Source organism: Pseudomonas sp. P65(2024), assembly GCF_057480955.1.
This window is the reverse complement of the sequence record NZ_JBLIYX010000015.1, coordinates 119,044-145,058: the sequence shown is the minus strand read 5'-3', so window position 1 is coordinate 145,058 and position 26,015 is coordinate 119,044. Positions and strand designations below refer to the sequence as shown.

Genomic DNA, 26,015 nt, shown 5'->3' with positions numbered 1-26,015 from the left:
CTCCGTTCTTGCTCCCGGGAGGACCGCGCTGAACGCCCCATCCTGGGGCGCAGCGCTTGACGGGCATCCATGCCCGTCACCTCCCTACGCAAGAACTCCGCTCGGCCTCCTGAAGTCGCAATTGGCGTTGCCTGAACTATCGCGCGCTTAGAAGCAAGAGCAAGAGCAAGAGCAAGAGCAAGAGCAAGAGCAAGAGCAAGAGCAAGAAATGCGAAGTTATTTGTTTGACCATTAGTTATGTATTGGCTGTTCCGGCCCTTTCGCGGGGCAAGCCCGCTCCTACAGGGTTATATATAACGACGAATATTGCGTGGGAGCGGGCTTGCCCCGCGATACAATCGAGAGATCAATTAAATTTCAACTAGCGACAGCTGCGCCAGTCCAGGCGCCGCTCGTAACTTCGCGACTTCAGGAGGCCGAACGGAGGTCTTGCGCAGGGAGGTGACGGGCATGGATGCCCGTCAAGCGCTGGGGCCCAGGATGGGCCCTGCAGCGCGGTCCTCCCGGGAGCAAGGCCGGATGAATGGAGCGCAGCGTTTTTTGGTTACTTTTGTCCGGCCGGCGCTCCGGGCGTTTGACAAAAAGTGACCCGCCGTAAGGGCGGAAAGGTGAATAAGCGTCGACATCGCAAATGAATGCGCCTACAACTTACAAAACCATCCAACCCAACTAAAACCAACTAAAACCAACTAAAACCAACTAAAACCAACTAAAACCAACTAAAACCAACTCAGGCAGGCAAAACCGGCTCAGGCAACCCCAACCGCCGAGCAACATACAGATCTATCAGATACCGAGCAATCGACCGCCCCGCCGGCAAAGGCGGCAACTCATGCACATTGAACCACCGCGCATCCTCGATCTCATCCGCCTGCATGACAATCTCCCCCCCAGCATACTCGGCATGAAACCCCAGCATCATCGAATGCGGAAACGGCCAGCACTGGCTACCAACGTACTGGATGTTTTTCACCTCCACCGCCACCTCCTCACGCACCTCGCGCACCAGGCAGTCCTCGGCCGACTCCCCAGGCTCCGCGAACCCCGCCAGGGTGCTGTAGACCCCGGTGACGAAGCGCGGCGAACGGGCCAGAAGCACCTCGTCCCCGCGAGTAATCAGCACGATCATGCTCGGTGAAATCCGCGGATAGCTGCGCAAGTCGCAGGGCTGGCAATACATCGCCCGCTCCCAGCGAATCTGCGTCATGGCCTGCCCGCAACTGCCGCAGAAACGGTGCTCGCGAGCCCAGGTACCGATCTGCGCGGCGTAACCGAGCACCTTGTAGGTATCGAAGTCGCCCTCGAGCATGAACCGGCGTAGCCCCTGCCAGTGGCAACCCGGCACCTCACCGGCCCCGCGCAGTTCCAACAGGAACACCGGCTGGCCATCGAAATGGCCGATACCATGCTCGCACAGCACGTCCAGGTCCTGGCGCTTGAGCCAGTCGCGGGGGAACAGCGCGCCGTTGGCGTCCACCAGGAACCCTTCCGGGCTGCGGGCGACGGCCAGCCCCCCGGTGATCTGCGGGTCGAGTACTGCGGTTGTCCAGCGTGCTGACATGGTTCGGGTCCCTTGATGGCGCCCGCCACTGTCCAGTCAGTCGGCGAACGTCGGTTGCTGTTTGCTCATGTGCGCGGCCATGGCCACACGCAGGTCTTCGGACTGCAGCATGGCGGCGTTCCAGGTGGCGATGTACTCCAGGCCATCGTCGATGCGATGGTCACGCATGTAGCTGATCATCTCCTTGGTGCCGGCCACGGCGATCGGCGATTTTGCGGCAATCTCGCGGGCGATGGCAAAGACCCCGTCGAGCAGCGCCGCCTGGTCATCATAGACGCGGTTGACCAGGCCGATGCGCAGCGCCTCCTGGGCGTCGACCCGGCGGCCGGTGTAGGCCAGCTCGCGCATGATGCCGTCGCCGATGATACGCGGCAAACGTTGCAAGGTGCCGACATCGGCGGCCATGCCCATGTCGATCTCCTTGATCGAGAACTGCGCGTCAGCGGCGCAGTAGCGCATGTCGCAGGCCGAAACCATATCGATGGCGCCACCGATGCAGTAGCCCTGGATCGCCGCCAGCACCGGCTTGCGGCAGTTGTCCACGGCGTTGAACGAGCCTTGCAGGCGCAGGATGGTGCGGCGCATCACCCGGGCGTTGCGGCCGACGTCCTTGCCCAGTTGCTGCGCCAGGGTGGCCAGCATCGTCAGGTCGATACCGGAGGAGAAGTGCTTGCCAGCGCCGCTGATGACCACCACGCGCACCGCGTCGGTGTCGTCGATCCATTGGAAGATCTCGACCAGTTCTTCCCAGAAGGCGGCGTTCATCGCGTTGATCTTGTCCGGGCGGTTGATCTGCACGTGGGCGATGTTGTCGGTCAGTTCGACCTTGAACGCGGTGTATTCGGTCACGAGCGGCACTCCTGTGGGAAAAGGGTTCACAACGCCGGATCTTAGCGTACCCGCAAGGCTGCACATGTGCCAAAAGCCGGACTGGATGACTTGCACCCCGAGGCGCGATACGGCACCTTGCGCCACTGCTGAATCAAAAGGATACAAATTCATGTCCCGTTCCCTGACCGGCACCCTCGCCCATGGTTTCCTGGGCCAGTCGCCGCGTTGGTACAAGGCCATCATCTGCCTGTTCCTGGTGCTCAACCCGTTGCTGCTGGCGACCCTTGGCCCGGTGGTTACCGGCTGGGTGCTGGTGATCCAGTTCATCTTCACCCTGGGGATGGCGCTCAAGTGCTACCCGCTAATGCCCGGCGGCCTGCTGCTGGTCGAGGCGCTGCTGCTGCGCATGACCACGCCCGAGGCCCTGTACGAAGAGCTGCAGCACAACTTCCCGGTAATCCTGCTGCTGATGTTCATGGTCGCCGGCATTCACTTCATGAAGGAGCTGCTGCTGTATCTGTTCTCGCGGATCCTGCTGGGGGTGCGTTCCAAGGCGATACTGAGCCTGCTGTTCTGCGTGCTCTCGGCGTTTCTCTCGGCGTTCCTCGACGCCCTGACCGTGACCGCGGTGATCATCAGCGCCGCGGTGGGATTCTATGCGGTGTACCACCGGGTCGCCTCGGGCACCAACCCACGGGAGGAGTCGGCGCTGGACAGCGACCACCAGGTCGAACAACTGCACCGCGACGACCTCGACCAGTTCCGCGCCTTCCTGCGCAGCCTGCTGATGCACGGCGCGGTGGGCACGGCGCTGGGTGGCGTGTGCACCCTGGTAGGCGAGCCGCAGAACCTGCTGATCGGCCATGAAATGGGTTGGCACTTCGCCGACTTCTTTCTCAAGGTCGCGCCGGTGTCGATGCCGGTACTGGCGGCAGGCCTGGTGACCTGCGTGCTGCTGGAGAAGCTGCGCCTGTTCGGCTACGGCACGCTGATGCCCGAGCGTGTGCGCCAGGTACTGGCCGCCTACGCCGCCGAGGACGACGCCGCGCGCACTCCGGCCCAGCGCATCGCCCTGGTGGTGCAAGGCTTGGCCGCGTTGATCCTGATCATCTGCCTGGGCCTGCACATCGCCGAGGTCGGCTTGATCGGCCTGATGGTCATCGTGCTGATCACCGCCTTCACCGGCATCACCGACGAGCACCGCCTGGGCCGCGCGTTCCAGGACGCCATGCCGTTCACCGCGCTGCTGGTGGTGTTCTTCGCCGTGGTCGCGGTGATCCACCAGCAGCAACTGTTCAGCCCACTGATCGCCTGGGTGCTGGCCCTGCCCAGCGAGCAGCAGCCAGGCATGCTGTACCTGGCCAACGGCCTGCTGTCGGCGATCAGCGACAACGTGTTCGTCGCCACCATCTACATCACCGAGGTCAAGCAGGCGTTCGTCAATGGCGCAATGAGCCGCGAGCACTTCGAAACCCTGGCGGTGGCGATCAACACCGGCACCAACCTGCCCAGCGTGGCCACGCCCAATGGCCAGGCGGCGTTCCTGTTCTTGCTGACCTCGGCGATCGCGCCGCTGGTTCGACTGTCCTATGGACGCATGGTGTGGATGGCCTTGCCCTACACCGTGGTCATGGGTGGCCTGGGCTGGTGGGCGGTGACCTACTGGCTGTAGCCGAACCCTCTGCAGGAGTGGCTTTAGCCGCTCCTGCAGGCGACCGCGCCTTTTCCCGTTTTCTCTCCTCCCGCGCCCCCATCCGTCGAGCCCTGACTATCGTTCAGCACTGCTGTCGATTCTCGCCAACCCCGTTCGACTATCCAGCACACCCACCCGAGGAGATTCATCCCATGCGCAAGCTCATCGTCGCCGCCTTCATCACCCTCGACGGCGTCATGCAGGCCCCCGGCGGTCCGCAGGAGGACACCAGCGGCGGCTTCACCCATGGCGGCTGGATCCCGCCGTTGGCCGACGAGGCCTTCGGCCAGGCCATGCAAACCCTGTTCAGCCAACCGTTCGAACTGCTGCTGGGGCGGCGCACCTACGACATCTTCGCCGGGTTCTGGCCAGAAGTCGGGCCCGAGGCGCCGGATCGTCCGTTGGCCGACCTGTTCAATGGCGTGGCCAAGCATGTCGCCACCCACCACCCCGCATCCATCGAGTGGCAAAACAGCCACACGTTGGGTGCCGATGTGACAGGCGCGGTGCGCGCGCTCAAGCAACAGGACGGCCCGGCGCTGCTGACCCAAGGCAGCGGTGAACTGGTACGCCAGCTGCTGGCGGCCGGGCTGGTGGACGAACTGCGCCTGTTGATCCATCCCCTGCTGCTGGGGCGCGGCAAGCGCCTGTTCGGTGACGATGCACAGGCTGCAGCCTTCAAGCTGGTGGAATCGAGCAGCACGCCCAACGGGGTACTGCTGGCGCATTACGTGCGCAGCGGCGAGGTACAGACAGGATCGTTCTGAGCTCGGTCAGTCGAGCAGGCGGGCGATGGCGTTGGCGAAGCCTTGCGGGTCTTCGAGCATCATCAGGTGCCCCGCACGCGGCAGCACGGTATAACTGGCCGCCTGCTCCTCGGCCCAGTGCGGTACATCCCAGCCAGCCCGTGAGTGTTCGCCGGCGACCAAGTGCACCGGTTTCGTGGCGAACAACGTGCGCAGCTCCACCAGGTAACCTGGTAAGCCGGTCACCGCGACCACCGAGCGCGCCATGGCCTGCAGCGTGCCCGCGCCCTGGTGGGCCAGCCACTGGTCCGCCAGGGCCAGGCGCCCAGGATTGGCCACGATGCCGGAGCGGGCCAGCCAAGTAGAGGCATCGTCACGATAACCTAGCAGCAATGCCTCGGCCTCGACTGGGGCCATGCGCGCCACCGATGCCGACCAGAACGCATCCTTCAAGGTGAAGTTGCCCTCGACACTGATCACGCTCGCCACGCTGGCTGGATAGCGCCGGGCGAACAGCATCGCCACCACTCCACCCACGGAGTGGCCGAGCAGGTGCACATAGGGCAAGTTGCGCGCCAGCAGGATCTGCCGCAGGTGCTCGACCTGGGCGTCGATGTCGACCAGCGTCGATGGCGTGTCGTCCAAGCTGCCATAGCCGAGCAGGTCCGGGGCGAACACCTTCCTGGGTCGCAGGGTGCGCTGAAACGTCGGGTGATCCAAGCAGCCGATCAGGCCATTGAGCATTACCACGGGCGTATCCATAGCCTGCCTCGACACTGTGCTTGCGGGACCCGCAGCATGCGACCTGCCACGGTGATTGAACAGCACAATCCCATTGCGCCGCGCCAATGAGCGTTTTCCCGCATGCCCTTGTTATCATCCAGGTTCAACCGGGAGGGAACCGATGCTCGACATTCGCCGTGCCAGCCGCCACGACGCACTGGAAACCTACACCATCCGCCGCCAGGCAATCCTGCACCAGTGCGCCGAGGCTTACGGCGACACGCTGGCCCAGGCCTGGGCCGACGTACCGTTCACCGAGGGCTACGCAGCCCTGGTCGCCGACCATTTCCACCTTGCCTGCGTGGACGGCACGATCGTCGCCACCGGCATGCTCGACCTGCACAGCGGCGAACTGGGCGCACTGTTCGTACTGCCGTCGTTCATGGGCCAGGGCATCGCCCGCAGGATGGTCGAACACCTCGAAGGCATCGCCCGGGCCGAGGGCCTGGAAACGGTCAATCTGGATGCCACCCTCAACGCCGCCGCGTTCTATCGCCGCTGCGGCTACGTCGGCGAGGCACAATCGACCTACCAGTCGCCCTTTGGCCTCGAACTGTCCTGCATCCCCATGCGCAAGGCCATGGTCCGGGTATAAGATCAGAGCCCCCTGCCCCGGAGACCCGTCCCATGCTGCCCAGCGCCCCCTCCCTGCACAGTGCACGCCGCGTCCGCCTGCAGGCCTTGCGCGGGCGGGTCGGCCTGGGGCTGGTGGCCGGGCTTTCGGTGCTGGCCGGCATGACCGATGCCATCGGCCTGCTGGCGTTGGGCGACTTCGTCTCGTTCATGAGCGGCAACACCACGCGCCTGGCGGTGGCCATCAGCCAGGCGGACCTGGCGCTGATCCTGCGTCTGGCCTTGGCGATCCTCGGTTTCGTGCTGGGCAATACCCTGGGTGTCCTGCTGGCCCGGCGCCTAAACCGGCGCGCCGCGCCCTTGCTGCTGATCGTCGCCACCCTGTTGGCCTTCGCCGCGGCCTGGCCGGCGTCGATCACCTTCCCCGCGCTGATCGCAGCCACCCTGGCCATGGGCATGCTCAATGCCGTGGTCGAACAGGTGAACGGCCTGCCGATCGGCCTGACCTACGTCACCGGCGCGTTGTCGCGCTTCGGCCGTGGCCTGGGACGTTGGCTGCTGGGTGAGCGGCGCGATGGCTGGCGAGTGCAACTGGTGCCCTGGAGCGGCATGCTGCTGGGCGCCGCGCTCGGCGCCTGGCTGCAACAGCGGCTTGGCTTGCAGGCGTTGGCGGCCAGTTGCGCCCTGGCCTGCCTGCTGGCGCTGGTGACGGTGTTCATTCCACGGGCCTGGCAACTGGGCTACATGCCGCGCTGAGGACGGACCAGACAGCGCAAGCCCGTAGCGGCAGGATATGCTTATCCTTCAATAGTCACTATCGAGCGCAGCAATTTCCAAAGCGTCACCGTGGCCAATAACCTGAGCTCATCGATTCGACACCCTCGAACCCCAGGCTCACGGAACCGCCCCGATGAACACCACCGCCCGCCACCTCCTCGCTGCCCTGGCCATCGCCGGGCTGAGCGGCTGTGCCAGTCATCCCGAGCAGCGCCCCTATACCGCCGAGGAAACTCGCCAGTTGCAACTCGAAGCGCTGCAACGTCAGGGCCTGAGTCTGGAAGAGTACGAGCAGCGCAAACTGGCGGTGTCGCGCGCCGGCCGCCCGCAGGTGGTGACCGACGCCGCCAGGGCCAGGACCGCAATCAGCGGTTGACCTCGACCTCCTCCAGGAGCGCCAGCAGGTGCTCGTTGAACGACACCGGCCCTTCCTCCACCACGAAATGCCCGCAACCCGGCAGGATTACGCCCTGCAACGCGTCGGCGTGCCCCCGCATCGTCGGCAGCGCACCGAGTCGATCGTCGAGCGCCTGCGCCAGGCTTTGACCCTGCTGCCGAGCAGCCAGGGTTTACACGTTTCTCTGCAGGAGCGCGAGGCCGTTAACCTTGGCCCTGGCAAAGCTGTTAGCCTTGCCCTGTTCAGGTCACCACGGACAGCCCATGGCCAACCACAAGATCGAGATCCGCCGGCGCAACGTCGAGAAGATCCTGCAAGCCGCCGAGCAGGTGTTCGCCGACAAGGGCTACGGCGCCACCTCCATGGGCGATATCGCCGAGCTGGCGCAACTGCCGCGCTCCAACCTGCACTACTACTTCAGCACCAAGGACGAGCTGTACCGCGCCGTGCTGCAGGACCTGCTGGATGTGTGGAAGCAGGACGCCCTGTGCTTCGAGCGCTTCGACGACCCCAGGGTGGTACTGACCAGCTACATCCGCGCCAAGATGGGCCACTCGCGCTCAAGGCCGCTGGGCTCGAAGATCTGGGCCGAGGAGATGCTCCACGGCGCCCCGCTGCTCGGCGCCAGCCTGGACGAAATCCTGGTGCCCTGGGCGCAGCTCAAGCAAGCGAAGATCCGCAGTTGGGTCGAGGAACGCCGCATCCTGCCGGTGGAGCCGTCTGCGCTGCTGTACATGATCTGGGCCGCGACCCAGCACTACGCCGACTTCGGCTACCAGGTCAACCTGCTCAATGGCGGCGAGTCGCTGTCCGACGTGGCGTTCGAGCAAGCGGTGCAGACCGTCACCGGCGTCATCCTGCGCGGTATCGGCCTGGAGCCATGAACTAGCGCCCCAGGCGCTCGCACAGGAAGTCGATGAACACCCGGGTCTTGTGCGGCACATGGCTGCTGTTCGGGTAGACGACGCTGATGGGCTGCGCCGGCAGGCTGTAGTCCGGCAACACGCGCCGCAACCTGCCGGCGTCCAGATCCTCCTCGACCAGCCAGGCAGGCAGCACTGCCACGCCCAGCGCGGCGCAGGCCATCGCCCGGATGGCGTGGGACGCATTGGACTGGTAGACCGCCTTGCCCACCACGCTCGCACTGCCACTGCGCGTTGCGTGCAAGGTCCAACTGGTCGGGCTGCGCAGGTTGCTATTGGCGATCCAGGGTACCTGCGCAAGGTCGGCAGGCTCGGTGATGGCATGGCGAGCGAGAAAGGGCGGTGAGGCCACCAGCAGAATATCGTAGTCAGCCAGCTTGCGACTGCGCAGGTTCGAGTCCATCAGGGCACCGAGGCGCACCACCAGGTCGAGCCGTTCGGCAATCAGGTCGCTCAGCGACGAGTCGGTCTCGTAGCTGATCGACAACGCTGGGTAGCGCTCGGCGAACACCGGGATCAGCGGCAGGATGAAGCGCTCGCCGTACTCCCCGGTGGTACTGATGCGCAGTCGGCCTGATACGCCATTGTGCCGGCGCAGCACACTGTCGAAGGCGCCTTCGACATCGCTGACGATCACCTTGAAGTCTTCGTAGAAACCTTGGCCGGTTTCGGTCAGGGCGATGGAACGGGTGCTGCGCGCCAGCAGCGTCACTCCCAGGGCCTGCTCCAGCGCCTTGACGTGCTGGCTGGCCATGGCTTTGCTGATGCCGAGAAAGTCCGCCGCCTTGGTAAAGGAGCCGAAATCGACCACCGCCAGAAACGTCTGCACCCGGTTGAGCTGGGTGTGGAGGGCCGTGCGCGGCATTGTTCACTTCCATCAAACAGAGTTTCAAGGGTAGCGATATCGACGGGGACAGTCCACGGCACCTACGCTGCGCGCCGAAAAGGAGTGGCAATGACGTACCGATATCGCGTGGCAACGATCTTCCTGATGGGCTTCTTCATCGACTGCATCAACCTGTTCATGCCGACCGTGGCGTTGCCGCGGATCACGGACCAGTTCGCCATTGGCAATGCCAGCAGCGCCTGGGTCGGCAACGCCTACATGCTCGGGCTGACCCTGGCCGTGCCGGTGAGCACCTGGCTGGCGAACCACTGGGGCGCGCGGCGCCTGCTGTGCGCCGCGATGCTGGGGTTCAGCGTGGCAGTTTGGGGCTGTGGGGAAGCCGCAAGCTTCGCCGCGCTGATCGCCTGGCGTCTGCTCCAGGGGATGGCCGGTGGCCTGCTGATCCCTGTGGGGCAAGCGCTGACCTTCGAGCGGTTCCAGGGCCCGGAGCGCGCCCGCGTGTCCACCCTGGTGATGGCCGTGGCGCTACTGGCGCCGGCGCTGTCGCCGACCCTCGGCGGGATGATCGTCGACCATGGCCGCTGGCCGTGGGTCTTCCACTGCAACATTCCGCTGGCCCTGCTGACGGCGGCGCTGGCCTGGGCCTGGATTGACCAGACGCCCGGCCCGACAGCCTCCCGCCCGGACTTCAAGGGATTGCTGCTGGTCAGCGCCACCCTCGCCGGCCTGCTGCTGGGTCTGTCGCTGTACGGCGCTGGCCATGGCCTCGCGCTGACCATCGCCTGCCTGCTGGCCAGCGTGTCCTGCGCCCTGCTGTACCGCGCCCACTACCGACGCTCGGCCGGCGGCATCGTCGAACTCAAGCTGCTCGGCAGCCCTCGTCTGCGGGTCTCGATGCAGGTCTACCATGCGATCCCCGGTGTGTTCACTGGGGTCAACCTGCTGAACATCTTCTACCTGCAGGACGTGTTGAAACTGAGCGCCCAGGCCACCGGCCTGTTCATGCTGGTCTATGCCACCGGAGCCTTGGCCGCCATGCTGGTGACCGGCCGCCTGTACAACCGCGTCGGTGCCGTCCGCCTGCTGCTCGGCCTGCTTCTGCACAGCCTGGGTATCAGCCTGCTGATATGGGTCGCCACGCCGACGGATAGCGCCGCGCTGGTCGCGGCCTACGGCCTCATGGGTATCGGCGGCGGCGTCGGCGCCAACACCGCCCAGACGACCGCGCTGCTCGATTTCAGCGGCGAGCGGATGCAGCAGGCCAGCGTACTGTGGAACCTCAATCGACAGATGGCCTTCAGCGTCGGCGCAGCCTTGCTGCTGATGATCTTCAACCTGCTGCTGGTGGACCTGGACGCGTCTTCGGCCTATCGCCTGACCTTTGCCCTGGCCGCGCTGCTGGGGCTGCTGCCATTGTTGGTACTGAACACACTGCCCAAGGAGAACCACGCCCATGCCTGAACACGCGATTGCCCGCGCCGAACGCAGCATTCATCACGTCCACGAACTGATCCAGATGATCTTCACTCGGTCGGCGGCCGAGACCCAGTCGGTGCTCGGCGGCCTGATGGCGGTGTTCGCCGACGATTTCAGCATGGTGGGCACGACAGGCAGGCTAGTGGGCCGCCAGCAGGTCGAGCAGTTGTTCAAGGGGGCCGCAGGCACACGGCCCGGGCTGCAGATCACGGTCGGCGATGTGCAAGTGGTGTGGCAGGCCGGGGTGAATGTGGCGGTGCGCTACAAGGAAACCCACCGCGCGCAGGACGTGACACGGGCACGCTGGTCGCTGGCATTGCTCGAATGCAGCGACCGTGGGGTGGTGTGGCGCTGCCTGCACGAGACGGCGATCCAATAAGCCCTTTCGCGACAATGCTCTCATTCGATCGGTAGAGGCACGTTTGAACTGCAGGCGGCGTCCTGCAACTGGCCAAGCCATCACTGGCCCAGGCTGGCAACCGCCTGCCTGGCGGCAATCTCCTGCCCTGAACGGGCCAGCTCATCCGCCGCCCGCAACCAGCGCTGGCGATCCACCTCGGCCGGCAGCTGCCGTGGCGACTGCAGCAGCACCGCCCAACTGCCCTCCTTGGCCCACGCCGATTCGAAATCATCGAAGGCCATCAACTGCCGTCGATGCATGCCCGAACGCAACAGCACCCGCTGCTTGTAGCGGTCATAGCCGATCAACACGGCGTAGCGCGTCTCGCTCCACCAGGCCGAACCTTCCTGGTAGCGCAGCAGCACCGGATAACCGGCGGCCACCTGCGCGAGCAAGGCGTCCAGGTGCTTGTCCAGCGGGTACACCACCCGGCCATATTCGCGGGCAACCCGGGGGATGCCGGTATCCAGCGATTCGGCGGCCTGGGGCAGGCCCAGCGCCTTGTCGAGCAGGCCCGGGGTAATCGGCGCGCCCTGTTGCGACAGCACCGCGGCCAGGGCCATCGAGCCGCTGTGGTTGGCGTTGCCGCGATAGAACGGCACGCTGCTGATCTCGACCCGCTGCGCCAGGCCCTTGAGCGCGGCAGGCGGCGAGCTTGCGCAACCGGAAAGGGTCGCCACCACCAGGCAGGCGGCCAGCAGGCGACGTGGGCCCAGGGCCCGAAACTTGGAGAGCTTTTGCAACGTGTACACTCGCTTGTTCCGCGGTCAGGCAGGCAGCGCCCGACCAAGAAGCCGATCATAGGACGCTGGCGCCTGCGGGTATAGCCCGGCGCGGGCTTGGAACAAAACAACCCAAGGACTAGACCTTCGGTCAATGGAACGTCACAGGCGACGGGCTAGACTAAAGCTGTGTCTGGATGGCGAGTCTGGCTCGCCAGAGATAAGGAGGCACACATGAGCCTGACAATGGCAATTCTAATGCTGGTCGGCATGTGGCTCAGCGTTGCGGCGGCCATGCTCTGGGGGGTGTTGCGCATCGTGCGCCGGCATTCCCACCCTCATCACCTGCCACCCCATGCACTGGCCAAGGCCCAGCCCATGCGCCGTGTCCGACGCCATGCCGGGGCTCATTGACAGCATCTACACACTTCGAGCCATGAACGACAAGAGGGAGCCCAGGCTCCCTCTTGCTTATTATCATTTGTAGCTTGCGGCTCAGTTGCCCTCGGCCGCCTCACGCTTCAAGCGTGCCCGACGCGCCAGGATGTTGAGGATCTCGATCGCCGTGGAGAACGCCATGGCCGCATACACATAACCTTTCGGCACATGTGCGCCGAAACCTTCGGCGATCAGGGTCATGCCGATCATGATCAGGAAGCCCAGGGCCAGCATCACCACGGTCGGGTTGTCGTTGATGAACTTGGCCAGCGGGTCGGCGGCTACCAGCATCACGATGACGGCGCTGATCACGGCGATGATCATGATCGGCAGGTGCTCGGTCATGCCCACGGCGGTGATGATGCTGTCGATCGAGAAGACGATGTCCAGCAGCAGTATCTGGAAAATCGCCGCGGTGAAGCCGATGGTCACGGTACTGCCAACCTTGGACTCTTCCTTGGCGCCGTGAGGGTCGACGCTTTCATGGATCTCCTTGGTCGCCTTCCACAGCAGGAACAGGCCACCGGCGATGAGGATCATGTCCTTCCACGAGAACGTGTGGCCGAACACCTCGACCACAGGCTCCGTCAGCTGAACGATCCAGGCCACGGTACTGAGCAGCGCCAGGCGCATGACCAGGGCCATGCTGATACCGATACGGCGTGCCTTGGAGCGGTATTGCTCAGGCAGCTTGTTGGTGAGGATGGAGATGAAGATCAGGTTGTCGATGCCAAGCACGACCTCCATGGCCACCAGGGTGGCGAGGGCAACCCAGGCGGTGGGGCTTGCGGCGAGTTCCAGCAAATATTCCATTGGTCAGTCCTGCTCTCAGATGTCCTGGGTGTCTTTCTTGTCGTCTTCGGCCTTGGCCTTCTCGGCATCGCCGCCGATGGCGTCGCTCAGGGCCTGCTGGGCGGCGTCGTTGGTCTTGTCGATGGCCTGCTTGGCGGTTTCGGCGGCCTGGTCGAGCATCTGCTGGGCGGATTTCTCGGCCTGGTCGCAACCGGACATGGCGAGCAGGGCCAGTGCCAGCACCAGCGGTGTACCAATGGATTTGAGTTGTAGCATGGGGTCCTCGCTTGTCGAATGCCGGGCGGCGCGTCATGCGCCTGATGGAATGGCATTCTAGAGGGGCTGAAACATCCGGAAAATTCGTTTTTTCAGCGTGTATACTTCGGTTTTCCCGAACCGAGAAAGGCCATGCTCAACTACCGCCAGCTCCACTATTTCTGGGCCGTGGCCAAAACCGGCAGCATCGCCCGCGCCAGCGAGCAGTTGAACCTCACCCCGCAGACCATCAGCGGTCAGATCAGCCTGTTCGAGCAGACCTGGAACCTCGAGCTGTTCCAGCGCGTCGGCCGCCAGCTGGAGCTGACCGAGACCGGGCGCCAGGCGCTGGTCTACGCTGAACAGATGTTCCAGATCGGCGGCGAGCTGGAGGCCATGCTGCGGGCCGGGCCGCAGGAGCAGATCCTGTTTCGCGTGGGAGTGGCCGACGTGGTGCCCAAGTCCATCGTCTACCGCCTGCTGGCGCCGACCATGGAGCTGGACGAGGTGCTGCGCATCAGCTGCCGCGAGGACAAGCTCGAACGGTTGCTGGCGGACCTGGCGATCCAGCGCCTGGACCTGGTGATCTCCGATAGCCCCATGCCCAGCCACCTGGACATCAAGGGCTACAGCCAGAAACTCGGCGAATGCGGCCTGAGCTTCTTCGCCACGCCCACGCTGGCCGATCGCCTCGACCGGCCCTTCCCCGCCTGCCTGGACGACGCACCGTTGCTGATCCCCGGCCAGGAGACCGTGGTGCGTAGCCGGCTGCTGCGCTGGCTGGCCGAGCAGCAGGTGCAGCCGCGCATCGTCGGCGAGTTCGACGACAGCGCGCTGATGCAGGCCTTCGGCCAGTCGGGCAGCGGCATCTTCGTCGCCCCCAGCGTGATCGCCGAGGAGGTCTGCCGCCAGTACGGCGTGAGGCTGATCGGCCAGACCGAGGCGGTGAACGAGTCGTTCTACGCCATTTCGGTAGAGCGCAAGGTCAAGCACCCGGGGATCCTGGCGATCACCGAGGGCGCGCGGCGGGAGTTGTTTCACTGGTAGATCGGCCGGTGATCGCGGGACAGGCCCGTTGCCACGATATGCCCTGCGGGTCTGTGATAAAGTCGCGCGCTTTCACGTAACTGGATTGCGCTGCACATGACCCCCATCCTCCGCCTCATCAACCGCACCGGCCTGGTGACGCAGATCTGCATCGGCCTGGTGGCCGGCATTCTCCTCGCCCTGCTCGCCCCGGCCGTGGCCCGCGACCTGGCGTTCCTCGGCAAGGTCTTCGTCAGCGCCCTGAAGGCCGTGGCGCCGGTGCTGGTGTTCATCCTGGTGATGGCTTCGATCGCCAACCACCGCCATGGCCAGGAAACCCACATCCGCCCGATCCTCTGGCTGTACCTGCTGGGCACCTTCGCCGCAGCGGTGGTGGCCGTGACGGCAAGCATGCTGTTCCCGTCCAACCTGGCACTGAGCGCCAGCGACGCCACGCTGAGCGCCCCCGGCGGTATCGGCGAGGTGTTGCAGAACCTGCTGCTCAGCGCCGTGGACAACCCGGTCAACGCGCTGCTCAACGCCAACTTCATCGGCGTGCTGACCTGGGCCATCGGCCTGGGCGTGGCCCTGCGCCATGCCAACGACACCACCCGCACCGTGGTCGAGGACCTGTCCAACGGCGTGACCCTGATCGTGCGCGTGGTGATCCGCTTCGCCCCGCTGGGTATCTTCGGCCTGGTCAGCGCCACCCTGGCGCAATCGGGCCTGGACGCGCTGCTCGGCTATCTGCACCTGCTCGGCGTGCTGATCGGCTGCATGCTGTTCGTGGCGCTGGTGATGAACCCGCTGATCGTGTTCTGGAAGATCCGCCGCAACCCCTACCCGCTGACCTTGCTGTGCCTGCGCGAGAGCGGCATCACCGCGTTCTTCACCCGCAGCTCGGCGGCCAACATCCCGGTCAACCTGGCGCTGTCGGAAAAACTCGGCCTGCATGAGGATACCTATTCGGTGTCGATCCCGCTGGGCGCGACCATCAACATGGCCGGCGCGGCGATCACCATCACCGTGCTGACCCTGGCCGCCGTGCACACCCTGGGTATCCCGGTGGACCTACCGACCGCGGTGCTGCTCAGCGTGGTGGCGGCGGTTTGCGCTTGTGGCGCATCAGGCGTGGCCGGCGGCTCGCTGCTGCTGATTCCGCTGGCCTGCAGCCTGTTCGGCATCCCCAGCGAGATCGCCATGCAAGTGGTGGCGGTCGGTTTCATTATCGGCGTGCTGCAGGACTCGGCGGAAACCGCGCTGAACTCCTCCACCGACGTGCTATTCACCGCTGCAGCGTGCCAGGCAATGGAACAACGCGGCGCCTGATCGCGGCGTTACCGCCGGAAATGAAAACGCCGCCATCCCTCAGGGAATGGCGGCGTTTTCATGTGCGGCGCCTGGCGATCAGGCTGGCGCCGAGGTGCGGATCAGGTGATCGAAGGCCGCCAGCGAGGCCTTGGCCCCCTCGCCCACGGCGATGACGATCTGCTTGTACGGCACGGTGGTCACGTCACCGGCGGCGAACACGCCCGGGATGCTGGTCTGGCCCTTGGCGTCGACGATGATCTCGCCACGCGGCGACAGCTCGACCGTGCCCTTGAGCCAATCGGTGTTCGGCAGCAGGCCGATCTGCACGAAGATGCCTTCCAGCGCCAGGTCGTGCGACGCGTCGGTGGTGCGGTCCTTGTAGCGCAGGCCGGTGACCTTTTCGCCATCGCCGACCACCTCGGTGGTCAACGCGCTGGTGATCACCTTGACGTTCGGCAGGCTGTGCAGCTTGCGCTGCAGAACGGCATCGGCGCGCAGCTGGCTGTCGAATTCGATCAGGGTCACCTGGGCGACGACGCCGGCCAGGTCGATGGCCGCTTCCACGCCGGAGTTGCCACCGCCGATCACCGCCACGCGCTTGCCCTTGAACAGCGGGCCGTCGCAGTGCGGGCAGTAGGCCACGCCACGGGCGCGGTATTGCTGCTCACCCGGCACGTTCATCTCACGCCAGCGGGCGCCAGTGGCGAGGATTACGGTCTTGGCCTTGAGCGAGGCGCCGCCGGCCAGGCGTACTTCGTGCAAGCCGCCATCGGTGGCCGGGATCAGCGCTTCGCCGCGCTGCAGGTTCATGATGTCGACGTCGTATTGCTTGACGTGCTCTTCCAGGGCCGTGGCCAGCTTCGGCCCTTCGGTCTCCTGCACCGAGATGAAGTTCTCGATCGCCAGGGTGTCGAGCACCTGGCCACCAAAGCGCTCGGCAGCAACACCGGTGCGAATGCCTTTGCGCGCGGCGTAGATCGCGGCGGCGGCGCCGGCCGGGCCGCCCCCGACCACCAGCACGTCGAAGGCATCCTTGGCGTTGATCTTCTCGGCCTGGCGAGCGCCAGCATTGGTGTCGATCTTGCCGAGGATTTCTTCCAGGCCCATGCGGCCCTGGCCGAACACTTCGCCGTTCAGGTAGATGCTCGGCACCGCCATGACCTTGCGGGCTTCGACTTCATCCTGGAACAGCGCGCCGTCGATGGCGACATGACGCACATTGGGGTTGAGCACCGCCATCAGGTTCAGCGCCTGGACCACGTCCGGGCAGTTCTGGCACGACAGCGAGAAGTAGGTTTCGAAGGTGAACTCGCCTTCCAGCGCCTGGATCTGCTCGATCACTTCGGCGCTGGCCTTGGAGGGGTGGCCGCCGACCTGCAGCAGCGCCAGCACCAGGGAGGTGAATTCGTGCCCCATGGGGATGCCGGCGAAACGCAAGCTGATCTCGGCTCCCGGGCGGTTCAGCGAGAACGAAGGACGACGGGCGTCGTTGCCATCCGCGCTGAAGGTAATGAGGTTCGACAGGCCGGCGATTTCCACCAGCAGGTCGTGCAGTTCGCGGGACTTCGCGCCGTCGTCGAGGGAGGCAACGATCTCGATCGGCTGGGTGACCCGCTCCAGGTAGGTTTTCAGTTGCGATTTAAGCGTGGCGTCCAACATACGGGCGATTCCTTTTTCAAAACTCGGATACAAAAACGCCCAGGCGAGATCGCCCGGGCGTTTTTACGGGGCGGTAACTGCTTCAGCTTTGGCGGCTGTCTACCGCCCGCGATTGGCGCATGATCAAAGGCTTTGCCTTAGATCTTGCCGACCAGGTCCAGCGACGGCGCTAGAGTGGCTTCGCCTTCTTTCCACTTGGCCGGGCAGACTTCGCCTGGGTGAGCGGCAACGTACTGGGCAGCCTTGACCTTGCGCAGCAGCTCGCTGGCGTCACGGCCTACACCACCGTCGTTGATTTCGACGATCTTGATCTGACCTTCCGGGTTGATCACGAAGGTACCGCGATCGGCCAGGCCGGCTTCTTCGATCAGCACGTCGAAGTTGCGCGAGATGACGTGGGTCGGGTCACCGATCAGCGGGTACTTGATCTTGCCGATGGTGTCCGAGGTGTCGTGCCAGGCTTTGTGGGTGAAGTGGGTGTCGGTGGACACACCGTAGATTTCCACGCCCAGTTTCTGGAATTCAGCGTAGTTGTCAGCAAGGTCACCCAGTTCGGTCGGGCAGACAAAGGTGAAGTCGGCCGGGTAGAAGAACACGACGGACCACTTGCCTTTCAGGTCGGCTTCGCTGACCTGGACAAATTCGCCATTGTGGAAAGCAGTGGCGTTGAACGGTTTGACCTGGCTGTTGATGATTGGCATGAGAGACGCTCCTTCATGGGTTGAAATCAGTTGACGGAGAGAATCCTAACCGCTGGTCCCGATGAAGGCTCATTGGCAAAGCTCATGCTGGTGATTGGTTTTGGCTATAAGGCGGGATTATTAATAGAAGGGATTGGGCTGAGCAAAGGATTGCGGGGGCAAAATGCATCGCGGGGCAAGCCCGCCCCCACGCCAGAAGGTTTTCAGGCGTGGGGGCGGGCTTGCCCCGCGATCCGGGATAAACGCGTATCAGCGGGTGACGGTGCGCATGGTCACGAACTCTTCCGCGGCGGTCGGGTGCACGCCGATGGTCTCGTCGAACTGCTGCTTGGTCGCACCTGCCTTCAGGGCGATCCCCAGGCCCTGGATGATCTCGCCGGCATCCGGCCCGACCATGTGGCAGCCCAGCACCTTGTCGGTTTCTGCGTCGACCACCAGCTTCATCAGGGTCTTTTCCTGGATATCGGTGAGGGTCAGCTTCATCGCGCGGAAGCGGCTCTCGAAGATCTGCACCTTGTGCCCGGCGGCCAGCGCCTGCTCCTCGGTCAGGCCCACGGTGCCGATCGGCGGCTGGCTGAATACCGCAGTCGGGATGTTCTGGTAGTCGACCGTGCGGTACTGCTCGGGCTTGAACAGGCGCCGGGCCACGGCCATGCCTTCGGCCAGGGCCACGGGGGTGAGCTGCACACGGCCGATGACGTCGCCAATGGCCAGGATCGACGGTTCGGTGGTCTGGTACTGCTCGTCGACGCGGATGAAGCCGCGCGGGTCCAGTTCGACGCCGGTGTTTTCCAGGCCCAGGTTATCCAGCATCGGCCGGCGCCCGGTGGCGTAGAAGATGCAGTCGGCGACCAGCTCGCGACCGTCCTTGAGGGTGGCCTTGAGGCTACCATCCTCGAGCTTGTCGATGCGCTGGATGTCGGCGTTGAACTCAAGGTCCAGGCCGCGCTTCTCCAGCTCTTCCTTCAGGTGGGTACGCACCGAGCCGTCGAAGCCACGCAGGAACAGCTCGCCGCGGTACAGCAGCGTGGTGTCGGCGCCCAGGCCCTGGAAGATGCCGGCGAACTCCACGGCGATGTAGCCGCCGCCCACCACCAGTACCCGGCGCGGCAGGTCCTTGAGGTAGAAGGCTTCGTTGGAGGTGATCGCCAGCTCCTTGCCGGGGATGTCCGGCACCTGCGGCCAGCCGCCGGTGGCGATGAGGATATGCGCGGCGCTGTAACGCTGGCCCTCGACTTCCACCTCATGGGCGCCGGTCAGGCGCGCATGGCCCTGCAGCAAGGTCACGCCACTGTTGACCAGCAAGTTGCGATAGATGCCGTTGAGGCGCTCGATCTCGCGGTTCTTGTTGGCGATCAGCGTGCCCCAGTCGAAATGCCCCTCTTCCAGGGTCCAGCCGAAGCCCGCGGCCTGTTCCAGTTCGTCGGCGACATGGGCGCCGTACACCAGCAGCTTCTTCGGTACGCACCCGACGTTGACGCAGGTGCCGCCGAGGTAGCGGCTCTCGGCCACCGCCACTTTCGCACCGAACCCCGCGGCGAAACGTGCCGCGCGCACACCGCCGGAACCGGCGCCAATCACGAACAGATCAAAATCGTAGGCCATGTATTCACTCTCCTAGGCAGGCGCCCAGCATAGCGCCGTTGGCCGCCGCAAACAAAAAAGCCACCCGAAGGCGGCTTTTCACACAATACCGGAAACTCAGTAAGCCTTGCCGGTCTTGTAGAAGTTTTCGAAGCAGAAGTTGGTCGCTTCGATGTAACCTTCGGCGCCACCGCAGTCGAAACGCTTGCCCTTGAACTTGTAGGCAATCACACAGCCGTCCTGGGCCTGCTTCATCAATGCGTCGGTGATCTGAATTTCACCGCCCTTGCCAGGTTCGGTTTCCTCGATCAGCTTGAAGATGTCCGGGGTCATGATGTAGCGGCCGATGATCGCCAGGTTCGACGGTGCATCTTCGGGTTTCGGCTTCTCGACCATGTTGCGTACGCGGTACAGGTCGTCACCAATCAGGTCACCGGCGATCACGCCGTACTTGCTGGTTTCCTGCGGGTCGACTTCCATGATCGCCACGATGGTGCAGCGATACTGCTTGTACAGCTTGACCATCTGCTTGAGCACGCCGTCACCTTCGAGGTTGACGCACAGGTCGTCGGCCAGTACCACGGCGAATGGCTCGTCGCCGATCAGCGGACGACCGGTGAGGATCGCGTGGCCCAGGCCTTTCATTTCTGTCTGGCGAGTGTAGGAGAACGAGCACTCGTCGAGCAGTCGGCGGATGCCGACCAGGTATTTTTCCTTGTCGGTACCCTTGATCTGGTTTTCCAGCTCGTAGCTGATGTCGAAGTGGTCTTCCAGGGCGCGCTTGCCACGGCCGGTGACGATGGAGATCTCGTTGAGGCCAGCGTCCAGCGCTTCTTCAACGCCATACTGGATCAGTGGCTTGTTGACCACCGGCAGCATTTCCTTGGGCATGGCTTTGGTAGCGGGCAGGAAGCGGGTGCCGTAACCGGCTGCCGGGAACAAGCATTTCTTGATCATATACGTCCTTAACAAGGGCTTTGCGTACGAAATTCGGCGCAGTCTAATCAGGCGGCGTTCACCTTACAATGCCCCCCGCGCTGGCCGATGCCATCATAGAGATATTCCAGTGTAGATAGTTCCGCCAGGGCGTGAATTTCAGGCGACCGGCAGCGTCATCGCGGGGCAGGCCCGCTCTCGAAGATGCCCCGCGATGACCGTGGCTCAGCCGCCGATCCCCTGCCCGATCAGCACGCCATCGACCTTCTGCCCATACAGGTTGACCCCGTCGTTGGCATGGAACTTCAGCCGGGTCTTCTCGATCGAGCCTTCGACCAGCCGCGGATCCTGCGGTCGCTCATGGCGGTTGATCCACGCGGCCACGTCCCAGGCCTGCTGATCACTCAGGCTGCCAGGCTTGCCCAATGGCATGTTGTACTTGATGAACGACGCCGCGGTATTGATCCGGTGCATGCCGGCGCCCCAATTGTAGGAATCCTTGCCCCACAGCGGCGGCATCACATACTCCCCGGCCACCTTCTGCCCTTCGCCATTGCCACCGTGACAGATCGCGCATTGCTCGTCATACACCTGCTTGCCGCGCTTGAAGTCATAACCACCTTCGGGCCTGGGCACCTCCGGGTAGCCGCGACCGGCGATTTCCACGCCTGTCGGCGCCTGGGTCGACAGCCAGTAGGCGTAAACGCTCAAGGCGGTCATCTGTGGGCTGTCGGCCGCCGGCGGCTTGCCGTTCATGCTGAAGGTGAAGCAGCCCTGGATGCGCTCGGCGAAGGTGTTGACCTTGTCGTTCTTCTTGCGATACGCCGGGTACATTGGGTAGGCGCCCCACAATGGCGCGGAATGTGGCATACGTCCCTGGTCGAGGTGGCAGTTACTGCAGTTCATGCCGTTGCCGACCGCGTCGGGCATCAATCGTCGCGTATCGACGAACAGCGCGTGGCCTTCACGGATCATCTTGCCGAAGGCGTTATCCGGGATCGCGCTTTCCGCCGGCGGCACGAACTGCGGGGCGGCCTGCACGCCCGGGACCTTGAGCTGGGACTGGTCTTCCATGGCGATGGGGGCGGCTTGGGCAGTGCCCATGGCCAGCAGCAGGGTTGGCATCAGGACTTTCATGGCTTGACCTCCTGGCTGGCCGGTTGGGCAAAGTAGTCAGCGACCGCCTTGACCTCGGCATCGGTCATCGCCTTGGCCACGTTGACCATCAACTGGTTGGGGTCATTGCTGCGGCTGCCATCGCGCCAGGCATTGAGTTGCGCCACCAGGTAAGCGGCGGGCTGCCCGGCCAGCGGCGGGAAGTGCTCGCCGACGCCGCTGCCGCCCGGGCCATGACACTGCACGCAACCGGGGATCAGCCGGCTCCAGTCGCCGTAGATGGCCAGGCGGGCCACCGGATCGTTGGCGATCTGCTGGCGACGCGTGCCCGCCGCGGCATCGGCAGGCAGCTTGGCCAGATAGGTGCTGACCGCCTCGATTTCGGCATCGTCCAGGGCCTTGGCCAGCGGCTCCATCACTGGCTGCTTGCGGCTGGCGCTGCGAAAGTCGTGCAACTGCTTGCTGAGATAGCCGGCAGGCAGGCCGGCGAGACGGGGAAAGCCGGCGGCGGCGATACCCTTGCCGTCCGGGCCATGACAGCCCAGGCAGGCCATGGCGGCGGGGTTCTGCCCGCCCTGGTTGAAGATTTTCTGGCCATCGGCAGCGTGCGCCGAGGGCCAGGCCAAGATCAGCAGGCTGCCGATCACGACATGGCTCAGGGGTTTCATCACGGAGGCTCCATTTCCTTGTTATAAGCTTAGGCTCAAACGATATAAGCCCAGAAATACTAGGCCTAATCCCCGACGTGCGACAACGCGTCACCGGGAAGGAAAGTGGCAAACCGCCAGCTAATCGCCGATTAACTGAGCTGGATCAAGAACCGGAGATGCACTGGGTCGCCGAAGTACGCACATCACCCAGGCGCAGCGGGAAGTTGTTCAGCCGTTCATACACCTTGATCGCGCTGCCGCTGCCGCGCTTGTCGATATCGAGCAGCGCCGCAGGACCGACACCGGCCGACACCTTCTGCGGCACGGTCAGGCGCAGGCCATCGCCCCGTACCTCTTCCTGCAAGGGATCACGCGTGTCGGCCAGCTTGCGCTTCACGCAATCGGCATATTCGCGCGGCGTCTTGCCGGAGATCACATCCAGCGTCGCGTGGGACTGCTCGAGTTCCGTTACGCTGACACAGCCCCCCAAGGCCAACGATACCGCCGCTAACACCCATTTCATCTACATCGTCTCCAGCATCTGCAAAGTCATCCTCTGACCACATCCAGGCGGTTTTGCTCCCACGTCTGGCAGAAATCTCCTTGGCTTGGCCAGCCCGGGCGCAAGTGTAACCTCACATCGTGGTATCTTTCGCGTTTGCTGAACCAATCCTTGCGGAGCTCCCCATGAAATTCGTACACCAGCGCGAGCACCTGAATGAAGACGACATCGTCGTCATCGAGTGCTCCCAGCGCTGCAATATCCGCCTGATGAACGACGCCAACTTCCGCAGCTTCAAGAATGGCGGGCGCCACACCTACCACGGCGGCCACTTCGAGCGTTTCCCGGCGAAGATCACCGTGCCGAGCACTGGCTTCTGGAACATCACCATCGACACCGTGACCACTCGCCCGATCTCGGTGACGCGCAAGCCGGCCCTCAGCCACAAGATCAAGATCGTCCGTCGCTCGTCGTCGAAACTCGGATAACACTTGGATAGCCGCATGACCCAGACCATCAAATATGTGATCAAGTACAAGCTCGACGGCGAGCGCCGCTGGGACTTCGCCCAGATGCCCGACGCCTCCCTCGAGCAGGCGCAGCAAGCGCTGCGCAAGATCCACGGCGACGACGTCGACAAGATCAGCGACATCCAGGTCAGCAAGGCCTTGTAACCACGCAGCACGCCCCGCACTCAAGGAGTCGTCCATGAGCACCCGGCAAGACCGTCGCATCCTCGACCTGCTGAGTATCGAGCTGCCCATTCTCCAGGCGCCCATGGCCGGCGCCAGCGGTTCGGCCATGGCCATTGCCGTCGGCAACGCCGGCGGCCTCGGCGCCCTGCCCTGCGCCATGCTCACCGCCGAGCAGGTGCGCGGCGAGATCGAGGCCTTTCGCGCCGCCTGCCGGGGCCCGCTCAACCTGAACTTCTTCTGCCACCAACCGCCGCCGCCGGACCCCGAGCGCGACGCCCGCTGGAAGCAGGCGCTCAAGCCCTACTACGAGGAAGTCGGCGCGGACTTCGAGGCGCCGACGCCGGTGTCCAATCGCGCGCCCTTCGACGAACAGAGCTGTCAGCTGGTGGAGGAACTGCGCCCGGAGGTGGTCAGTTTCCACTTCGGCCTGCCGGCGCCCGAACTGCTGCGAAGGGTCAAGGCAGCCGGGGCCAAGGTGCTGTCCAGCGCCACCACGGTGGAGGAAGCGCGGTGGCTTGAACAGCATGGCTGCGACGCGATCATCGCCATGGGCTACGAGGCCGGCGGCCATCGTGGCATGTTCCTCGACAGCGACATCAACAGCCAGATCGGCACCTTCGCCCTGGTGCCCCAGGTTGTGGATGCCGTGCAGTTGCCGGTGATCGCGGCGGGTGGTGTCGGCGACCATCGCGGCCTGGTCGCCGCCCTGGCCCTGGGCGCCTCGGCGGTGCAGGTCGGTACTGCGTACCTGTTCTGCCCAGAGGCCAAGGTGTCCCCGGCGCACCGCCGCGCCCTGGACAGCGCGTCCGCCAACGATACAGCGCTGACCAACCTGTTCACCGGCCGCCCGGCGCGTGGCATCAACAACCGCCTGATGCGCGAGCTGGGGCCGATGAGCGCCCTCGCCCCGCGCTTCCCGCTGGCCGGCGGCGCGCTGATGCCACTGCGGGCGATCACCGACCCGCAGGGCAACGCCGATTTCAGCAACCTGTGGTCCGGACAGGCGCTGCGCCTTGGGCGTCACATGCCGGCGGGTGAGCTGACCCGAGTCATTGCCGGGCGGCCAACAAAAAGCTGACCAATAGATCAAGAAACTTTCAGGCACCCTCTTCCCGACGGATGGCGTATCGCTATATAGTTCAAGCCATAACGATAATCCGCCGCCCCTAGGAGCCGTCTACATGCGTATTCGTCTGCCCCACCTGGCCTTAAGTGCCCTGGCCACCCTGATCGCCGTCAACGCCGCCCAGGCCGATGAAGTCCATGTCGCCGTAGCGGCCAACTTTACAGCGCCCATCCAGGCCATCGCCAAGGACTTCGAGAAGGACACCGGCCACAAGCTGGTCGCCGCCTACGGCGCTACCGGCCAGTTCTACGCACAAATCAAGAATGGCGCGCCGTTCGAAGTGTTCCTCGCCGCCGACGACAGTACCCCGGCCAAGCTCGAGCAGGAAAAGGAAATCGTCGCGGGCTCACGCTTCACCTACGCCATCGGCACCCTGGCGCTGTGGTCGGCCAAGCCGGGCTACGTCGACGCCAAGGGCGACGTGCTGAAGAAGAACGAATACAAGCACCTGTCCATTGCCAACCCCAAGGCCGCGCCCTATGGCCTGGCCGCCACCCAGGTGCTGGACAAGCTCAAGCTGACCGAAGCCACCAAGGCGAAGATCGTCGAAGGTCAGAACATCACCCAGGCCTTCCAGTTCGTTTCCACCGGCAATGCCGAGCTGGGCTTCGTCGCCCTGTCGCAGATCTACAAGGATGGCAAGGTCAGCGAAGGCTCCGCCTGGATCGTGCCCGCCGAGCTGCATGACCCGATCCGCCAGGACGCGGTGATTCTCAACAAAGGCAAGGACAACCCGGCCGCCAAGGCCCTGGTCGACTACCTAAAGGGTCCAAAGGCCGCCGCGGTGATCAAGTCCTACGGCTATGAGCTCTGATGCCGCTCGACGCCGGTGACCTGAGCGCGATCTGGCTGACCATCAAGCTGGCCAGCCTGACCACCGCCATTCTCCTGGTGCTGGGCACGCCCATCGCCTGGTGGCTGGCGCGCACACGCTCCTGGCTGCGCGGACCGATCGGCGCGGTGGTGGCCCTACCGCTGGTGCTGCCACCGACCGTGATCGGCTTTTACCTGCTGCTGGCCCTCGGCCCCCATGGCTGGATAGGCCAGGCCACCCAGGCCCTGGGCCTGGGCAGCGTGGTGTTCAGCTTCACCGGGCTGGTGATCGGCTCGGTGGTGTACTCCATGCCCTTCGTGGTGCAGCCCTTGCAGAACGCCTTCGGCGCCATCGGCCAGCGCCCGCTGGAGGTGGCCGCCACCCTGCGGGCCAGCCCGTGGGATACCTTCATCCATGTGGTGCTGCCGCTGGCGCGCCCCGGCTTCATCACCGCCAGCATTCTTGGCTTCGCCCACACCGTGGGCGAGTTCGGCGTGGTGCTGATGATCGGCGGCAATATTCCCGACAAGACCCGGGTGGTCTCGGTGCAGATCTTCGATCATGTCGAAGCCATGGAATACAGCCAGGCGCACTGGCTGGCCGGAGCCATGCTGGTGTTCTCGTTCCTGGTGCTGCTGATGCTCTATGCAGGCCGTCGCAGCAAGGCCGGCTGGAGCTGAC

General features: G+C 64.4%; 31 protein-coding genes. 16 read left to right on the top strand and 15 right to left on the bottom strand.

Going from position 1 to position 26,015, the window contains the following annotated elements; genetic code table 11:
• Nucleotides 1-730: 730 nt before the first annotated feature.
• Nucleotides 731-1,561: an NAD(+) diphosphatase gene (nudC, locus tag AC25MA_RS19665; protein WP_028692406.1), complete on the bottom strand. Its 831-nt coding sequence runs from the start codon at nt 1,559-1,561 to the stop codon at nt 731-733.
• A 36-nt stretch (nt 1,562-1,597) separates the two neighbouring features.
• A complete protein-coding gene (locus AC25MA_RS19660; RefSeq protein ID WP_028692407.1) occupies nt 1,598-2,410 on the bottom strand; it encodes a crotonase/enoyl-CoA hydratase family protein in 813 nt (270 codons plus the stop codon).
• A 151-nt stretch (nt 2,411-2,561) separates the two neighbouring features.
• On the opposite strand from AC25MA_RS19660, the gene nhaB reads away from it, so the two are divergent.
• Both nhaB and AC25MA_RS19650 read left to right on the top strand, forming a co-directional pair.
• Entirely contained in the window at nt 2,562-4,064 is a 1,503-nt protein-coding gene (nhaB, locus tag AC25MA_RS19655) for a sodium/proton antiporter NhaB (RefSeq protein ID WP_197866869.1), read from the top strand.
• 173 nt (nt 4,065-4,237) lie between these two features.
• Nucleotides 4,238-4,852: a dihydrofolate reductase family protein gene (locus AC25MA_RS19650; protein WP_028692409.1), complete on the top strand. Its 615-nt coding sequence runs from the start codon at nt 4,238-4,240 to the stop codon at nt 4,850-4,852.
• 6 nt (nt 4,853-4,858) lie between these two features.
• Here the strand turns inward: AC25MA_RS19650 and AC25MA_RS19645 are convergent, their stop codons facing one another.
• The gene (locus AC25MA_RS19645; RefSeq protein ID WP_486972323.1) at nt 4,859-5,593 is read right to left on the bottom strand and encodes an alpha/beta fold hydrolase; all 735 of its coding nucleotides are present in this window, start codon (nt 5,591-5,593) and stop codon (nt 4,859-4,861) included.
• A gap of 142 nt (nt 5,594-5,735) precedes the next feature.
• Here AC25MA_RS19645 and AC25MA_RS19640 point away from each other — a divergent pair, with 142 nt between their 5' ends.
• The 3 genes from AC25MA_RS19640 (at nt 5,736) to AC25MA_RS19630 (ending at nt 7,340) form a co-directional block, all read left to right on the top strand.
• Nucleotides 5,736-6,209 carry a GNAT family N-acetyltransferase gene (locus tag AC25MA_RS19640; protein WP_088851776.1) on the top strand — a complete coding sequence of 158 codons (474 nt, stop codon included), beginning with the start codon at nt 5,736-5,738 and terminating at the stop codon, nt 6,207-6,209.
• 32 nt (nt 6,210-6,241) lie between these two features.
• Nucleotides 6,242-6,943, top strand: a complete 702-nt coding sequence (locus tag AC25MA_RS19635; RefSeq protein ID WP_280092753.1) for a YoaK family protein — start codon at nt 6,242-6,244, stop codon at nt 6,941-6,943.
• Between the two features lie 154 nt (nt 6,944-7,097).
• On the top strand, nt 7,098-7,340 hold the full coding sequence (locus tag AC25MA_RS19630; RefSeq protein ID WP_197866868.1) for a hypothetical protein: 243 nt from the start codon (nt 7,098-7,100) through the stop codon (nt 7,338-7,340).
• Here the strand turns inward: AC25MA_RS19630 and AC25MA_RS19625 are convergent.
• Entirely contained in the window at nt 7,330-7,461 is a 132-nt protein-coding gene (locus tag AC25MA_RS19625; RefSeq protein WP_139121070.1) for an alpha/beta hydrolase, read from the bottom strand. The genes AC25MA_RS19630 and AC25MA_RS19625 overlap by 11 nt on opposite strands.
• Before the next feature lie 163 nt (nt 7,462-7,624).
• Between AC25MA_RS19625 and AC25MA_RS19620 the strand changes: the two genes are divergently transcribed.
• Nucleotides 7,625-8,245, top strand: a complete 621-nt coding sequence (locus AC25MA_RS19620; protein ID WP_062573522.1) for a TetR/AcrR family transcriptional regulator — start codon at nt 7,625-7,627, stop codon at nt 8,243-8,245.
• A gap of 1 nt (nt 8,246) precedes the next feature.
• Here the strand turns inward: AC25MA_RS19620 and AC25MA_RS19615 are convergent, their stop codons facing one another.
• The gene (locus tag AC25MA_RS19615; RefSeq protein ID WP_486972322.1) at nt 8,247-9,149 is read right to left on the bottom strand and encodes a LysR family transcriptional regulator; all 903 of its coding nucleotides are present in this window, start codon (nt 9,147-9,149) and stop codon (nt 8,247-8,249) included.
• Nucleotides 9,150-9,239: 90 nt separating this feature from the next.
• Here AC25MA_RS19615 and AC25MA_RS19610 point away from each other — a divergent pair, with 90 nt between their 5' ends.
• Nucleotides 9,240-10,592, top strand: a complete 1,353-nt coding sequence (locus tag AC25MA_RS19610; RefSeq protein ID WP_486972321.1) for an MFS transporter — start codon at nt 9,240-9,242, stop codon at nt 10,590-10,592.
• Entirely contained in the window at nt 10,585-10,986 is a 402-nt protein-coding gene (locus tag AC25MA_RS19605; RefSeq protein ID WP_062361181.1) for a nuclear transport factor 2 family protein, read from the top strand. Before AC25MA_RS19610 ends, AC25MA_RS19605 begins: the two co-directional genes overlap by 8 nt.
• 80 nt (nt 10,987-11,066) lie before the next feature.
• Here AC25MA_RS19605 and AC25MA_RS19600 read toward each other — a convergent pair whose 3' ends face one another.
• On the bottom strand, nt 11,067-11,759 hold the full coding sequence (locus AC25MA_RS19600; RefSeq protein WP_232853839.1) for a peptidase C39 family protein: 693 nt from the start codon (nt 11,757-11,759) through the stop codon (nt 11,067-11,069).
• Nucleotides 11,760-11,963: 204 nt separating this feature from the next.
• On the opposite strand from AC25MA_RS19600, the gene AC25MA_RS19595 reads away from it, so the two are divergent.
• Nucleotides 11,964-12,143 (top strand): hypothetical protein, encoded by a 180-nt coding sequence (locus AC25MA_RS19595; RefSeq protein WP_028692419.1) that lies wholly within the window; start codon nt 11,964-11,966, stop codon nt 12,141-12,143.
• Nucleotides 12,144-12,224: 81 nt separating this feature from the next.
• Here the strand turns inward: AC25MA_RS19595 and AC25MA_RS19590 are convergent, their stop codons facing one another.
• Both AC25MA_RS19590 and AC25MA_RS19585 read right to left on the bottom strand, forming a co-directional pair.
• Nucleotides 12,225-12,980: a TerC family protein gene (locus tag AC25MA_RS19590; RefSeq protein ID WP_028692420.1), complete on the bottom strand. Its 756-nt coding sequence runs from the start codon at nt 12,978-12,980 to the stop codon at nt 12,225-12,227.
• A gap of 15 nt (nt 12,981-12,995) precedes the next feature.
• The gene (locus AC25MA_RS19585) at nt 12,996-13,235 is read right to left on the bottom strand and encodes a hypothetical protein (protein ID WP_028692421.1); all 240 of its coding nucleotides are present in this window, start codon (nt 13,233-13,235) and stop codon (nt 12,996-12,998) included.
• Between the two features lie 132 nt (nt 13,236-13,367).
• On the opposite strand from AC25MA_RS19585, the gene nhaR reads away from it, so the two are divergent.
• Both nhaR and sstT read left to right on the top strand, forming a co-directional pair.
• Complete coding sequence (gene nhaR / locus AC25MA_RS19580; RefSeq protein WP_062361178.1) at nt 13,368-14,261, top strand: transcriptional activator NhaR; 894 nt, start codon at nt 13,368-13,370, stop codon at nt 14,259-14,261.
• Between the two features lie 96 nt (nt 14,262-14,357).
• Nucleotides 14,358-15,569 (top strand): serine/threonine transporter SstT, encoded by a 1,212-nt coding sequence (sstT, locus tag AC25MA_RS19575; protein ID WP_028692423.1) that lies wholly within the window; start codon nt 14,358-14,360, stop codon nt 15,567-15,569.
• Nucleotides 15,570-15,647: 78 nt separating this feature from the next.
• On the opposite strand, the gene ahpF is transcribed toward sstT, so the two are convergent.
• From ahpF to AC25MA_RS19540, 7 genes are all read right to left on the bottom strand, one after another.
• Nucleotides 15,648-17,210, bottom strand: coding sequence for an alkyl hydroperoxide reductase subunit F (ahpF, locus tag AC25MA_RS19570; protein ID WP_028692424.1), 1,563 nt, complete (start codon nt 17,208-17,210; stop codon nt 15,648-15,650).
• A 137-nt stretch (nt 17,211-17,347) separates the two neighbouring features.
• On the bottom strand, nt 17,348-17,911 hold the full coding sequence (ahpC, locus tag AC25MA_RS19565) for an alkyl hydroperoxide reductase subunit C (RefSeq protein ID WP_008090543.1): 564 nt from the start codon (nt 17,909-17,911) through the stop codon (nt 17,348-17,350).
• 249 nt (nt 17,912-18,160) lie between these two features.
• Nucleotides 18,161-19,516, bottom strand: a complete 1,356-nt coding sequence (gene gorA / locus AC25MA_RS19560) for a glutathione-disulfide reductase (RefSeq protein WP_028692425.1) — start codon at nt 19,514-19,516, stop codon at nt 18,161-18,163.
• Between the two features lie 96 nt (nt 19,517-19,612).
• Nucleotides 19,613-20,452 carry a UTP--glucose-1-phosphate uridylyltransferase GalU gene (gene galU / locus AC25MA_RS19555; RefSeq protein WP_010223914.1) on the bottom strand — a complete coding sequence of 280 codons (840 nt, stop codon included), beginning with the start codon at nt 20,450-20,452 and terminating at the stop codon, nt 19,613-19,615.
• A gap of 204 nt (nt 20,453-20,656) precedes the next feature.
• Entirely contained in the window at nt 20,657-21,568 is a 912-nt protein-coding gene (locus AC25MA_RS19550) for a c-type cytochrome (protein ID WP_028692426.1), read from the bottom strand.
• On the bottom strand, nt 21,565-22,215 hold the full coding sequence (locus AC25MA_RS19545; RefSeq protein WP_028692427.1) for a c-type cytochrome: 651 nt from the start codon (nt 22,213-22,215) through the stop codon (nt 21,565-21,567). The genes AC25MA_RS19550 and AC25MA_RS19545 overlap by 4 nt, the downstream gene beginning before the upstream one ends.
• Before the next feature lie 145 nt (nt 22,216-22,360).
• A complete protein-coding gene (locus AC25MA_RS19540) occupies nt 22,361-22,720 on the bottom strand; it encodes a hypothetical protein (RefSeq protein ID WP_028692428.1) in 360 nt (119 codons plus the stop codon).
• 164 nt (nt 22,721-22,884) lie between these two features.
• Between AC25MA_RS19540 and AC25MA_RS19535 the strand changes: the two genes are divergently transcribed.
• The 5 genes from AC25MA_RS19535 to modB all read left to right on the top strand — a co-directional run bounded on the left by AC25MA_RS19535 (nt 22,885) and on the right by modB (nt 26,014).
• Complete coding sequence (locus AC25MA_RS19535) at nt 22,885-23,187, top strand: DUF1883 domain-containing protein (RefSeq protein ID WP_028692429.1); 303 nt, start codon at nt 22,885-22,887, stop codon at nt 23,185-23,187.
• 15 nt (nt 23,188-23,202) lie between these two features.
• The gene (locus AC25MA_RS19530) at nt 23,203-23,373 is read left to right on the top strand and encodes a hypothetical protein (RefSeq protein WP_088851781.1); all 171 of its coding nucleotides are present in this window, start codon (nt 23,203-23,205) and stop codon (nt 23,371-23,373) included.
• A gap of 34 nt (nt 23,374-23,407) precedes the next feature.
• Nucleotides 23,408-24,472 (top strand): NAD(P)H-dependent flavin oxidoreductase, encoded by a 1,065-nt coding sequence (locus AC25MA_RS19525; protein ID WP_241412140.1) that lies wholly within the window; start codon nt 23,408-23,410, stop codon nt 24,470-24,472.
• A gap of 103 nt (nt 24,473-24,575) precedes the next feature.
• Nucleotides 24,576-25,334: a molybdate ABC transporter substrate-binding protein gene (gene modA / locus AC25MA_RS19520; protein ID WP_028692431.1), complete on the top strand. Its 759-nt coding sequence runs from the start codon at nt 24,576-24,578 to the stop codon at nt 25,332-25,334.
• A complete protein-coding gene (gene modB / locus AC25MA_RS19515) occupies nt 25,334-26,014 on the top strand; it encodes a molybdate ABC transporter permease subunit (protein ID WP_069016824.1) in 681 nt (226 codons plus the stop codon). Before modA ends, modB begins: the two co-directional genes overlap by 1 nt.
• Nucleotide 26,015: the final 1 nt, after the last annotated feature.